General features: G+C 35.9%; 8 protein-coding genes. 2 read left to right on the top strand and 6 right to left on the bottom strand.

All coding sequences use genetic code 11. The features are described from left to right. Nucleotides 1-33 precede the first annotated feature (33 nt). The 5 genes from DWB61_RS13260 to DWB61_RS13280 form a co-directional block, all read right to left on the bottom strand. Entirely contained in the window at nucleotides 34-804 is a 771-nt protein-coding gene (locus tag DWB61_RS13260) for a LytR/AlgR family response regulator transcription factor (RefSeq protein WP_156190257.1), read from the bottom strand. A 504-nt stretch (nucleotides 805-1,308) separates the two neighbouring features. After that, complete coding sequence (locus DWB61_RS13265) at nucleotides 1,309-2,649, bottom strand: RagB/SusD family nutrient uptake outer membrane protein (RefSeq protein ID WP_125031396.1); 1,341 nt, start codon at nucleotides 2,647-2,649, stop codon at nucleotides 1,309-1,311. 10 nt (nucleotides 2,650-2,659) lie between these two features. Further along, on the bottom strand, nucleotides 2,660-5,989 hold the full coding sequence (locus DWB61_RS13270; protein ID WP_125031397.1) for a SusC/RagA family TonB-linked outer membrane protein: 3,330 nt from the start codon (nucleotides 5,987-5,989) through the stop codon (nucleotides 2,660-2,662). Nucleotides 5,990-6,084: 95 nt separating this feature from the next. After that, nucleotides 6,085-8,772, bottom strand: a complete 2,688-nt coding sequence (locus tag DWB61_RS13275; protein WP_197091198.1) for a zinc-dependent metalloprotease — start codon at nucleotides 8,770-8,772, stop codon at nucleotides 6,085-6,087. A 323-nt stretch (nucleotides 8,773-9,095) separates the two neighbouring features. Beyond that, nucleotides 9,096-11,021 carry a histidine kinase gene (locus DWB61_RS13280; protein WP_125031398.1) on the bottom strand — a complete coding sequence of 642 codons (1,926 nt, stop codon included), beginning with the start codon at nucleotides 11,019-11,021 and terminating at the stop codon, nucleotides 9,096-9,098. A 155-nt stretch (nucleotides 11,022-11,176) separates the two neighbouring features. Here DWB61_RS13280 and DWB61_RS13285 point away from each other — a divergent pair, with 155 nt between their 5' ends. Continuing rightward, a complete protein-coding gene (locus tag DWB61_RS13285; RefSeq protein WP_125031399.1) occupies nucleotides 11,177-12,010 on the top strand; it encodes a nitroreductase family protein in 834 nt (277 codons plus the stop codon). 86 nt (nucleotides 12,011-12,096) lie between these two features. Further along, nucleotides 12,097-12,915 carry a 3-deoxy-8-phosphooctulonate synthase gene (gene kdsA / locus DWB61_RS13290; RefSeq protein WP_156190258.1) on the top strand — a complete coding sequence of 273 codons (819 nt, stop codon included), beginning with the start codon at nucleotides 12,097-12,099 and terminating at the stop codon, nucleotides 12,913-12,915. Nucleotides 12,916-13,023: 108 nt separating this feature from the next. On the opposite strand, the gene DWB61_RS13295 is transcribed toward kdsA, so the two are convergent. After that, a complete protein-coding gene (locus tag DWB61_RS13295; RefSeq protein WP_231602249.1) occupies nucleotides 13,024-14,805 on the bottom strand; it encodes an NADH-dependent [FeFe] hydrogenase, group A6 in 1,782 nt (593 codons plus the stop codon). Nucleotides 14,806-14,841 lie beyond the last annotated feature (36 nt).

A 14,841-nucleotide genomic window follows, 5' to 3' on the forward strand; every position in this document is an offset into this window, starting at 1 on the left:
TTTTCATTTATAATCGGATTAAGGAAAAATTTCTTACTGATTCAACCACTTCTTGAATTCAGAACTTTTATCCTGACTGACAATAGCATCCATTGCTTCTTCGCAACTTGGCTTGAGATTCAACTTGATTCTTGTTTTCGAATAGTAGACCATATCTATTATGGAAGAATAACTAACGATAAATTTTCTGTTAATACGAAAGAAAATGTTGGGGTCCAGTTTCTTTTCAAGGTTGGCCAAAGTTCCATCAAACAAATAACGGGTTCCATCTTTACTAAAAAGGTAACAGGCTTTACCATCTGCCATAAAATAGGATACTTGATCTAAATCCATCGATAAAATTCGCTCACCACGACTGACCATAAAACGCTCTTGGTACTTATTACCTCCAATGATTGATTGTAAAGAATTCTGCAAAGCTTCGATATCAAGCGACTTAGCTTTCGAAAACATCTCGTCGTATTTATTAAGAGCCTGTTCCAAGTCTTCTTCATCTATGGGCTTCAATAAATAATCAATACTGCATTGCTTAAAGGCCTGAATAGCGTATTGATCGTAAGCAGTCGTGAATATAACGGGGGTTTTTAGCTTGATTTGCTCAAATATAGAGAAACTATTGCCATCACCCAGATGCACATCCATAAAAATAAGATCAACCTGATTCTCAGAAAACCAAGCTACAGCCTGACTGACATTTTCAAGCTTCACTTTGATATTTATTTCTCCCGGACGCAAGCTCAATAAGTTCTTCTCCAACTCACGAGCGGCAAGGCGCTCATCCTCTACTATAGCAACATCAATCATACCTCAAATATTTAGCTTACAAAGCTAAAAAGAAATGGAGCTTTATTTTATAGAAAGCCCCAATAAAATTGAATTAAAAAAAATAGTACAACACAAAAGAATACAGTAGTACTATCAATATCATATCTGAAATGACTTTCTTTAATAAACTCGAAATGATATTGTATAAAAGAAAAACTAAAAAGGGAATAAAAGGGAATGCCTTATTTAAAAAATTGTTTTCAACATACAAATAATAAAGACATGAAACTCCAATAAGATAAACAATAACCAAAGCTATTTTATATAGCAACCCAGATCTTACTTCCCTCATAATCATATACTTCAAATTAAATGTTGTTTTTGCTTTTAAGCGGCTAATATAGTATCTACTAACAACAAAACATACTTATCCCAAATATTTATTATATAAACTTATTTTATTTATTCTGTTAAAGTATAAATGGGGCTTTCTATTAAATAAAGCCCCATTTTGATTCAGATAATTTTATTAACCTCTTACAATTAATTTGCCAAGTTAGGATTATTATTAATCGCTTCCTGAGGATAAGGCAATGTATAACGAGGATCACCTTGTCGCAACACAACTGTCTCATCACCAAAAACATGAGCAATCTCAGACTGCGTTGTTCTTCTTAAGTCAAACCAACGATGACCTTCAAAAGCCAACTCACGGAAACGCTCAGTTAGAATTTCCTTAATCAATTCAGCTTTATTCATCGCAGCCGTACGAGCGACTTCAGTAGTGTAAAAGTCAGGTTTTAATCTTGTAACTTTAAGTTGATTTAAATAATCACAAGCATCATCTAATTGATCCAATTGAGCAGAAGCTTCAGCAGCAATCAAATACAATTCAGCTGTACGAAAAGTACAACGAAATTTATCATCCCCTCCTTTAGAAACGACATATGAGCCTGAACCATTATCTGAATAATATTTTGCAAAACGCAAATCATTATCCATATCATAAACTCCCATTAATTCGTCAGAAACAAATACTGAATTTACAACTGCAGAATGAATACCTTCTTCTAAAGCCATGATACTTTCCTTAGAATTGTATTCACTAGGAATCAAATTCTCTGAATTGTTTAAATCTTCCAAGTCAGATTTTATAGCTAAAGTTGTTTTAGCAGAAGCTAAAGCATTCGCCCACTCGTTTTTATACAAAGCAACTCTTGCTTGTAAAGCATTTGCAGCAGTCCTAGTAAAACGGTAGTTTTTACCCAATCCGTATTCTTCAACATTCAATAGAGCCAAACCTTTAGTTAAATCTGATTCTACAAGTTCATATACTTCTGCAACTGTTGAAGGTGCATAATTGGCTTCCAAATCTATGACTGTTGAAACAGGTACTCCTTTATCAATAGCAGATGAAATTAAATCGTAATGAGAAGCATATTGATTTACTAAATTAAAGTGCATCAGAGCGCGCATTAAATAAGCTTCACCTTGTAATTGTTCAATTTCCTCTTTCGTCCCGTCTGTAATTTCAGAACCTTCAGCAATAATATGGTTGGCATAAAAGATCGCTTTATAAAAACTTTGCCATCCAAAAGATAAGGTTGATGGAGCTGGTGTTTCATCTTCCCATAAATAAATATCCTTATAAGAAGCGATATCATTCTCCCAAGCCCATCTATAAAATTTAACTTCATCAGTACGCATAGTCAGTTTGGAATTCTCTGCAGGGGTCAAATAATAAGCTCGGTTCATCAATGCTCTAAATTCCTCAAATGTCTCAGGTATTACAGTACCTGCTGGTTTTACATCCAGATATTCATCGCATGATGGTAACACCAATAGGGCTAGCATTATGCTGATATATACTTTTATATTTTTCATATTTCCAATTTTAGAAAGTCACATTTACACCTATAGTGAATGATTTAGCTTGTGGTTGTGAGTAAATATTTCCATATGATTCAGGATCAAAATAACCGTCGTATCCATTTGATATTACAAAAGGATTACGTGCTTCAAAACTAAATCGAACACTATTCAATTTTAATTGATCAGCTAATTGCTGAGATAAAGTATAACCCAAACGGATGCTACTTATTCTCATATAATTCACTTCCTTTAGCCAAATATCCAAAGCCTGATATGTATTTACAGGATCTGAAACCGCATGCCAGTTCTTCTCCATCCAATAACTTCCATCACCAGAAGTACTACCCATCAAATTAGGATATTTAGTATTTCTTCCTTCAATTACGTCTAAAATATCAACGGGTGCATTTCGACCTCTATCGTAATCTGTAATATCGTATGGAGGACGCGCCATACGCATCATCTTCAAATTAAAGTTAGCAGATACAGTTAAATCAAAGTTCTTGTATTTGAAATTATTAATGATACCTCCCGAATATTTAGGGTCAGCATCACCAGCATATGAGAATAATCCTCTGGTTTCTTCTGAAGTTAAAGATGAAGCAGACACATTACCTGGCCACCACTCAGCATAAGCATCGTACAACTTAAAGAATTCCTGTCCGTTAAGTTTATTACCATCTTTCAAATAAATTGGATAACCATTCTCATCTAATCCTGCAGTTTTAATAACAAAAACAGAATTAACAGGATGACCTTCTAAAGAAGGTGTACCCTGGTTATCACGCACCTGAACTTTGTTTACTTTGCTTTTGTTATGAGAGATATTAAAATTGGTATTCCACTCAAAATTATCCGTTTGGATATTTCTTGTTGCAATACTAAACTCCCATCCTTTGTTCGAAACCTCAGCCCAATTCACATTGGTAAATTCGAATCCATTCTCCATTGGAATAGATTTCATCCCAATCAAATCTGAACTATTTCTGTCATACACATCAAGACTAATACGAACAGCATGACGAAAAAGAGCTAAGTCTAAACCTGCATTGTAGGTTCTTGTTTTTTCCCAACGTAATTTATCATTAGGAGGAGATAAAACATCAATACCTTGCTCGCTATAACCTGGAAGGATTGAATTATGCCTGTATTTCCCAACAACAACAGGATAAGTTTCCTTATCAATATTTCCTTGCAAACCATATGATGCACGTAATTTCAAATTACTCAACCAATTGATATTTCTAAGAAAATCTTCTTCAGAAGCAGTCCATGAACCACTCAATGCCCAAAGAGGTGTGTACTTGTATTTTGAAGCCGTTCCAAATAAGTTAGATCCATCGTAACGCACACTACCAAATACCGTATACTTTCTGTTATAGGTATAAGATGCTGTTCCGAAAAATGATGCATATCGATTTTTAATGTAGGATTTTGAATCCTTATTAAATTCTTTGGCATCAGATTCATTAGGATAGATCACAGCAGTTCCATTCAAACCATTAGGATTCCAACCATAGATACTTGAATGAACAAGAGTACTTTCAGTTTCTCTCAATTCATTACCAACCATAGCGTCGAACTCATGAACATCATCAAGAACCTTATTCCATTCAAGCATATTCTTCCAGTTGTAAGAACGATTTTCACCATTCCAACTTCTCAATACCCCGCCTTCAGGCATGAAAGGTAAACGCTCTTTAGCTACTGGATCCCAACGACGAGACCTCTCTCTTATCTGTCTTGAATAATAGGTATTTTCTTTGGCTTCCTTTGTTGTCTGAGTGTTATCTGACTGGATACCTAGTTGTGATCTCAAAGTTAAATCAGCAGTAATTTTCCAATCCAAGTCAAAATTCACATTTAGCTTACGGCTCTTCATTTTATGAGAAGTTCCTTCACGCTCTTCGATAATATTAAAAGGCACATAGGCATCATCAGATTCCTGAATTTCATTATCATACACATATTGACCTTTCTCATCATATACCTTTTGATAAGGATTGACAGTACGAGTATAATAAGATGGGTTTGTAAAGAAATCAGTACCAGTCAAATACGAATTCTTTTCGACTTCTGATCCAAATACACCAACGCCAAATTTTAAATTACTTCTTAATTTAAAATCTGTTTTTAAAGTCACATTATATCGATCCATTGAAGTTCCGATAGTCGTTCCTTTTTCGTTATAGTATCCACCTGAAAAATAGTAAGTCGCAAAATCGTCACCACCAGAAATGCTCAAAGAATGATCCTGATTAACAGAGGTCTGATACAATAAATCTTCCCAATTTGTATTGGTATTTTTTAAGACATTAATCTCAGCTTGAGCTTCATTGCTAATGCCTCCAAAACCATCTGTTCTATAAGTATTCAACTGGTCGTAATTATTTAGAATACGAGCAACACCACCTTTACCTGATCTGTACGTCAAATCTTCACGTCCAGCCAAGGCTAGCTCTAAATCAACTTTCTGATCTGAGTTCATTAAATTCAATTTACTCAAATCAGGGCGAGATGTAAATGAAGTATTACTATTAAAGCTTACTCTCATTTTACCTTGTTTACCGTTTTTTGTGGTAATAACAATGACACCGTTAGCAGCTCGAGCACCATAAATAGCAGTAGCAGCGGCATCTTTTAAAATAGTAATATCATTAATATCTTGAGGATTCAAGCCAGCAATTGAAGAATTGTATAATTGATCAATATTATCAGAGTCATTAAAATCAGGTAGATCATTACCTTCCAAAGGCACCCCGTCAACAACCCATAGAGGATCTTGGGTTCCATTTAATGACGCGGTACCACGAATACGAATTTTTGCAGGTGCCCCGGGAGCGCCACTTGTTGGTACAGAAGTAACACCAGCTAATTGACCAGCAAGCATATTATCGACACTTGCGATACCAGCCTGGCGAATATTATCAGCATTAACTTTTACAACTGCAGATGTCAACTTGCGTTTTTCAATTTTCTGGTAACCTGTAACCACAATCTCACCCAACTGACTATTAGCATCACTTAGTTTAATTGTCACGAAATCCTTTCCTGCGATATCTACAACTTGAGTTTCGAAACCCAAAAAGCTACAAGAAATGTTTTTTAATGCTGTAGGTACTTCAAGTACAAAATTTCCATCCAAATCGGTAATCGTTCCCATCGTGATATTCTCAATCACTCCTTTTACTCCCGTTTCGGTTCCAATTGTCGATTTGTCAATAAACACCGAAGCCCCGATCAGCACATCGCCATCGGTTGCTGAGAGTACTCTCCCCTTAATTTGCTTCGTCTCCTGTGCCATAACAAAGGCAGGCAAACAGATCAAAAGCCAGGTTAGCAGTCTTTTCATAGTTTAATTTTTAAAGGTTATTAAAATAGTGGTTTTTGTAAGTAAAAAGACAGATAGGGTAAATTTCTTCACCCTACCTGCCAAGTCGTTTTATATTATTTCAAATTTAATGCCTCTTCAATCCTCATGATCAAATCATTATAATGATAACGAGTTGCCTCATCTTTTATCACCAATCGCTTTTTTAACAAGTCTCTGATTTTCATAAGTTCACCTCTTTTCATCGATACGGCATCCGAAACACGATTCATTGTAGAATAAAACACGTTACGTTGGAAGTTTTTCGAATCATCTGAATCAACTTTCTCTCCAAACATCTTATCATTTCTCACCGAATAGTCACACAAAACAGGCATATGTTTGTGTAAAGAACATGAGCAAGAGGCATGCAGAGTTTTCTTAGTTGTTTTCTCCATGGCCTTATTTTGGGTAATGATTAAGGCATCGATAAAATTCTTTTGGCTCTGTCTATCGAAAACATTCAGTTTTAAACCTTTGATCGTTTTCTTAAATATCCCCTTATGCAAATCATTCATCATGTTTGCAACAGTATAAGCTTCATCACCATTTTTTGCTTCATTTTCAAGCATTCTTAGCAGACGTTCCTTTTGCAAAAGCGAATAGAAAATTCGAGCATGTAAATCACGAAATAAAGTTGTAGGTGCATATTCAATATCGCCAATAGGTGATTCCTTAATAGGATATGTTTTATTGTAGATGTCAGCTTTGGTCAACCATTCAGGAATATCAATTACTTCATCAAGTAAGAATTTGATAGCATCCTTTTGCTTCGCTTTTTCGACATGATTGTAAGCCGCTTTTCTCTCCCCATATACTGGCTGATCAAGATAAACCCCACCCACATTTGTAACAACGTGATTGGCATAAGTAAACCATTGACCGATGATACCCATCATCATTTTCCCAGCTTTTTCATAATCCTGCCCTTCTTCGTAAGTCCAGCTTTCAACCTGAGGAACAATACGCCTAAGATTTTTCAATCCATATCGACTAGCATGCATGGAGTTATCACCTAAATCTTCACTTTGTGCTGATGGGTCAATTGTATTCTTACCATCTTGCTGAGGACCGTAGTGGTACAAAGGATCTGTTTCGTGCTTACGAATCATAGCTGTTTGATCATTCAACTCATCCCATGGATTTGTCTTATTATTCCATTTGTATGCCCAACCAATCGCGAAAATATCGTAGATTCCAATTTGAGGTGTAATATTCTCAACCCCGTCACCTGGTTGTGCGACATAATTAAAACGAGCATAATCCATAATCGAAGGCGCAGTACCTCCCATTTTATCCGTGTACGTTTTCGATCTTAATGAGTCAACCGGGTAAGCATAAGATGCTCCCATATTGTGCATTAAACCTAAGGTATGACCAACTTCGTGTGAAGAAACAAAACGAATGGCATGAGCCATATGTTCATCTTCAAATTTGTTAGCTCTTGCTCTAGAATCGATAACTCCAGTTTGAATTCTAATCCAGGATTGTAGAGCAGTCATCACATTATGCCACCAAATAATATCGGCTTCAATAATCTCTCCTGATCGAGGATCAACAACAGAAGGTCCCATGGCATTTGCCTGACTTGATGCGGCATAGGTTACCATGGAATAACGCACATCGTCACCATCAAAATCAGGATCATTTACTGGGGCATCCTTAGCAATGATGGCATTCTTAAAACCAGCTTGCTCGAAAGCAACTTGCCAGTCGTTTATACCATCCTTTATAGCTTGTCGCCATTGTGCAGGTGTTGCAGGATCCACATAATAAACAATCTGTTTCTGTGGCTCGACTAACTCACCAGCTAAATACCTCTTGACATCTTCTTCTTTAGGTTCCAATCTCCACCTGGTTACTAATTCGCGATTCTCAAGAGCTTGCTGATCATCGTTAAAATAAAACTGTTTAGTTGAAAAGAAACCAACTCTTTTATCAGCAAATCTTGGTTTCATTGGCTTCTCATCCAATAAAACAATATTGGTAGTTACCTCAACAGAAACCGTAATACCTTCAGCTTTTGTTGTCAATAATGATTTTACAAGTGCATTCTTGGGGAAAGATTTTACTTCATTTATCTTAGATAAATTAGTTACAGCAGAACCTGGCATTCCTAGAATTCCAAATAAATCATTCAAACTTTTTTCTGAACCATCAAAAACCTTATTCACCTTAAATACATATGAGGTAGAATCTTTCCCTAAACAGCTTAGGTCAAAACTCTCTCGAATAGATGAGATATAGTTATCCTCAAATGATTTTGTAATTGCATCCCCTTCTTTACTTGAATAAGTTGCTTTGTATGTTTTCACCCATACCTTTTCAAGAATCGTATCAAGTTCGAATTTGATTAATAAATTCTGATAATTTATTCCCTTATTAAAACCCAACTCATTAATCTCTGTTGGTACTTTTGAAATTTTATTCACCAACAAAAAATCACGTTCCAATAGATTTTTATCTAATTCGAAGTAATAATCTTTCTTTACTCTATGAATATCGATCACGCCGTGTTTACTGATTGCTTCAGTCGTGATAACTTCATCGTAATTCTTTAATTTTGTTTTTTTCTTCTCAGTATCCTTGACATCTTCATTTTCGACTTTCTTATCCTTTTTCTTTAAGAATTTAAAAATCCCTGCTTCAGACTTCTGTTGATTTGAGTTAATAGCATATGCTTGTTCTTGCATTCCTCCAAGAATACAAACTGTCATAAATGCTACTACAAAATTCTTTTTAAGTGTGTGTGTGTTTAAGTTCATTCAGTGTTTTGTTCTTTTGCAAGAGTGATACCTAAAGTTATTTGCAATTCACTTTTTGATTTTCAATCACCCTGCAGGATCTAACCATTTACTAACCAAAAAAATATTTCCGATCCCTTAAGGAGAATCTGAAACAAATATGATTTTTTTGTAAGAAGCAATAAAAAGGAAGGGAGTGAATCAGGAAAAATAAAGAGTGAACTCAAGAAAATACAGTTTGAACCAATAATCACGCCATCTTGGTTTCGTAAACTTTTAGGCACAGCTCTACATATTGATATCTCAAAATAGAGAAAGCAATAGACTAATACTTAAGAAAGTTATTATAATAAGGGCAATCGAACGACGAATTTTTCTCCTTCGACACCATACTCTGCCTGCTCTTCACCTAAAAATGCATATAAGGTATTTAACGTTTTTAGGCCAGTACCAGAAGTCGATTTAGAGTCAGAACGTAATTGAAAATTATTTTCAACTAATAGTCTACCATTCTCTATTCTCATCGATATAAGCAAAGGTTTTTCTGTAGTCACAATATTGTGTTTGATCGCATTTTCTACAAGAGACTGCAAACTAACTGATGGTAACTTGCAGCCCATATATGCTTCTGGAATATCATATTCTAAACTTAAATGATTACCAAATCGAATCTTCTGAAGAAAAATATAGTGTTTCATAAAATCCAGTTCCTGCTTTAAATCGACCAAACTTGAGTTGTTTCGATCTAAAAGGTAACGATAGACTTTCGAAAGTTTAAGTATAAACTTTCGAGCCAATCTTGGCTCAGTTTCAACCAAGGCATATAAAGAATTCAACGAATTGAATAAAAAATGTGGATTAATCTGGTTCTTAATATTTTTAAGTTGAGCTTTCACTTTTTCTTCTTCTTCCTGATGTGCTCGCTTTCTTAATTCAACCGTTTCGCTAATATCAAATCGAAAACTAGAAAATCCAATTACCTTATCACCTTCATCAAAAATGGCATTAAACACTTGCTGATAATGTCTGTTATTTCTTTTATATTCGGTTAAAAAGTGCTCACCTCTCAAGGCTCGATCAAAATGTTTCTTCATTAATTTTCCAAAATCATGATGATAAGTATTTAAGGCACTCATACCCACTTCTATTTCCATTCCTTCATTATCAAAAGCATCCTTTTGATATACCGAATTGAAACTTGTGTAACGATATTTCTTGTCCACCGAAAAAATTCGAATCTGATCGGTACTCTCCATAATCGATGAGAGTTTATTTAAAATATTGCGATGTTTCATTTCGGCTTTTTGTCGTCCTTCAAACTCAGAAAGCCATCTGCGTTGTGAATAATAAAGAAATACCATCAATAGAAATGCCAAAGCGATACCGATAAGTGCCGTTGAATTTCTCACCTCTTGCACGGCCTCTTCAACATTAAATAAAGGCACACTTACCGTGATTAACCAATTGGCATTTATCTCCCCTAATTTAATCGACTGATAGACACGAACGACGGGTACTTGAAGAAATTCAGAAATGACTTCAGCCTGAAATTGTTCCCCGGAACCAAGAATTTTCTTTATATTATTACTATCACTCATGCTACTAATGCTCGCTCCTATCCTATTCTCATCGGGATGAATAATACAATACCCATCAGAGGATATAATTGAAACGTAAGCACGTCCTAAAGATCTCTCATCGTAAAAATGTTCCTGAAAATTGAACAAATCGATATCTAATCCAAAAGCTCCCACAATTCGATCATTCACCCTAACAGGGAGAATAATGGACGCGAGTAAAGTACTATCACTGGAAAAATAAGGAGACGAAACGAACTCATCCTTCTTTGATATTAACTTATCAACCAGGTCTCTTTTATGCTTTTCCAGCTCACTTTTTATCACGCCATTTTCTGATTGAGCAAAACTCAAAACATCACTTTTGTTATCTATATTAACAAACCAGCAGGCATGCAAATCATTTCTGCCATCCAAAACACCTTCTAATTCATTACTGATAACGGACATACGAACGCCTTGATTCTGAATAATCTCTTCAATGGTCTTACCTATGGCAGTCGAAAATTGATAATTATCTTTAAGCTTATTCTTAACAATCAAAAAACTATTCTGAGCCTTAGACACTGCGAGATCAACACTCATATTACGAGCCGTTTGTGACATCTTCTCACCTATTAAATAAGCGACAATCACAAAACTCACAATGATGACAATACCAACTTGAACGATAGATTTATTACGCAATTTCATAGGTAAACTTTACATGTAATTATTTTGCAAAGCTATAAATTATTCAAAAATAAAGACCGCAACAGTATTTCATTTAAATGAATTAAGCATGTCGTCTTTTGTTTATATCTAGTTTGTCCTTTTCTTTGTATTCGTAAAAAGCAAACCCATCAAGAATGATAGATTTCAAAATAGACGAAGATAAGTGCATAAGCTGTGGACTGTGTGCACAGGATTGTCCTGTAGGAATAATTGAAATGACTCCTAATCCTAGTATTCGCAAGTCAAAAGAAAAACAATGTCTTAAATGCCAACACTGTTTAGCCATATGCCCGACAGCTGCCCTCTCTATTTTAGGCAAAAAGCCAGAGGATAGTCTATCATCAAAAGGCGAACTGCCTACTTATGAGTCCATGACTCGTTTGATTAAAACTCGACGATCAATACGAAAATACACCCATGAAGATATAGATCCAGAGCTTATTCAAGAACTTTTGGAAACAACGGCGTATGCTCCAACGGGTCACAACTACAACTCGGTACACTTCACCCTTATCGATAAAAGAGAAGAGTTAGAAATATTTAGAGATAAGGTGTATGAGGCAATCAAAAAAGCTGGAGAAGCTAAAACTCTTTTACCTCAATTTCAATTCTTATATGCCATCCAAAAGGTTTGGGAAAACAATGGAGTTGATGTTATTTTTAGATATGCACCCCATCTTTTAATAGCTTCGGCTCCTAAGAAAAATTCATCCCCTTTTCCCGACTGTCTAATTGCATTAAGTTATTTTGAACTTTTAGCCAATAGCCGTGATATTGGTACTCTATGGAATGGCATGCTGACATGGGTATTGAATGACATTGACCCTGCCATTTCAGAATTAATAGGCATACCAATAGATTACACTGTGGGTTATGGACTGGTTTTTGGAAAATCAGCTGTTAGCTATCCACGTGCCATACAATCAGAAGGTCTTAGCCTTAACAAGGTAAAAATGGACAAGAATTAAAACGTCTTTATCTATTATCTCACCAAGGCATTCAAGATATATCAAAGCTTTTCTTATTTTTGTAAGAAATAAAACTCAAATACATCATGATTAAAAACATTCCAAATATAAAACATACCGAATCAGGTAACTTTTTCCTTTTAGCAGGTCCTTGTGCCATCGAAGGTGAAGAAATTGCAATGCGCATTGCAGAACGTATTGTTGAAATTACAAACAAACTTGAGATTCCTTTCATTTTTAAAGGCTCATACCGTAAAGCCAACCGTTCTCGCTTAGATTCATTTTCAGGTATTGGGGATGAAAAAGCATTGAAAATTCTAAAAAAGGTAAGTGACACTTTTGGTGTACCAACCGTTACAGATATTCACTCTGCAGAAGAAGCTGCTATGGCTGCCGCTTATGTTGACGTTTTACAAATTCCTGCTTTCCTTTGTCGTCAAACTGATTTATTAGTTGCAGCTGCTAAAACAGGTAAATTTGTGAATATTAAGAAAGGTCAATTCTTATCTGCTGAATCGATGAAATTCGCTGTTGATAAGGTGAGAGAAATGGGAAATGATCAGGTGATATTAACCGACCGTGGAAATATGTTTGGTTATCAGGATATGATTGTGGATTATCGTGGTATTCCTACAATGCAAAAAAATAACTGCCCAGTTGTTTTAGATATCACGCATTCATTACAACAGCCAAACCAAACTTCTGGAGTAACAGGTGGACGTCCTGATTTGATTGAAACAGTTGCCAAAGCTGGTATTGCAGTTGGTGTTGATGGTATTTTCATTGAAACGCATCCTGATCCAGCCAATGCAAAGTCTGATGGAGCCAATATGTTACACCTAGATCATCTTGAAGATTTACTGACTAAACTGGTTGCTATCCGTAAAGTTATAAACCAGTTCTAATAATAGAATCTTCTTTTTTAGATATATAGAAATCCCTTGTAGGCAAAAAGCTTACAAGGGATTTTCCGTTATTACCATCACCCTAATAATGATGCAACGGATTTGTCATTAATATGGCTGGCGTTTCACATATGAGGTGTGCAATAATTTATGAGATTTATGACTCAGCGGTTTCTCCAGAAAATCTTTATAAATCTGCACAATTTCAGGATTCTCATGAGATTTCCTAAGTGCCAAGGATAAGTCTTCAGAGTATATAGCATCCATTCTTTTCTGACGAATTTCATCATCTACAGGGAATGGCTGACCACCACCGCCTAAGCAACCACCAGGACAAGCCATAATTTCTATGAAATGATAGAATCGATCTCCTCTATCAATAGCCTCCATTAGCTGATGTGCATTTTCCAAACCATTGGTTATGGCACATTTCAATTCAACACCCTCGAGGAATGACCATTCTGGAAGAACATCTACAATTGGTACAACGGCCTCCTTCACTCCTGCTAGTCCTCTAACCGGTTTTATCTCCAAATTCTCGAAAGGTACCTCACGACCTGTTACAATTTCGTAAGCAGTTCTTAATGCCGCTTCCATAACCCCTCCTGTTGCACCAAATATGATACCAGCTCCAGAGCCAATTCCCATAATAGAATCGAAATTCTCTTCGTTCAACTGCTCAAATTCAATACCAGCTTGTTTAATCATCACTGCTAGTTCACGAGTTGTCAGGACAAAGTCAACATCCTTATAACCACTATCTTTCATTTCCGGTCGATTCGCTTCATATTTCTTAGCCGTACATGGCATAATAGAAACGGAAACAATATTAGCTGGATCCACATCGATATTCTTAGCATAGTATGTTTTAGCCAAAGCCCCAAACATCTGTTGTGGTGATTTGCAAGTCGATAAATTAGGTAGATATTGTGGGTATTTGTGCTCGATATATTTCACCCAACCTGGTGAACATGATGTAGCCATAGGTAGAGAAACTTCAGGATTATCATCAAGCAATGCTCCCTTAAGACGTGTCAACAATTCTGTTCCTTCCTCCATAATAGTCAGGTCAGCAGTAAAATCAGTATCAAGAACTGAATCGAAGCCCAAACGTCGAAGAGCTGATACCATGCGAGACGTTACTCTGGTCCCTGGTTCAAAACCCAATTCTTCACCAAGACCAACACGAACAGCAGGTGCAGTTTGAACAACTACATGCTTTTCAGGATCTGCTATAGCATCCCATACTTGTTCCACATACGATTTTTCAACCAAAGCTCCAGTTGGGCAATGCACAATACACTGTCCACAATTAGTACAAACCACCTCATTTAATGAATAATTAAAAAATGTTGAAATTTTCATATCAGCACCCTTATGCGCCACTGCAATTGCACCCACACTTTGAATCTCGGCACAGGTTCTCACGCATCGTTGACAACGAATACACTTACTATCATCTTTTTCGATTGATGGTGAATAAGAATCCACAGAGTATTGCTTATCAGGTACTAAATCAATAAAATCTTGATTAGTAATTTGTAGGTCGGCAGCTATGGTTTGAAGTTCACAATGCCCATTTCGATAACATTTGGTACATTCTTCGTTATGCTCTGCCAACAAAAGCTCAATAATATGCTTTCGGCAATTTCTTACCTTCAAACTGTTCGTATTAATTTCCATTCCTTCATTTACAGGTGTGGCACAAGAAGCGACCAAACGATCGACCCCTGCTTGCTCAACAACACAAACCCTGCAATTACCTGCTACACATAGGTCTTTGTGATAGCATAGGGTTGGGATATGAATATGTAATTTTTTAGCTGCTTCGAGTATGGTTTTTCCTTCCTCTACACTAACCGCGATTCCATTTATTGATAAATTGATCATATTTGTCATTTTCATTCTCTTTAGAAATTAAAGCTT

This window comes from Ancylomarina euxina (assembly GCF_003863355.1).
Classification (GTDB): Bacteria; Bacteroidota; Bacteroidia; order Bacteroidales; family Marinifilaceae; genus Ancylomarina; species Ancylomarina euxinus.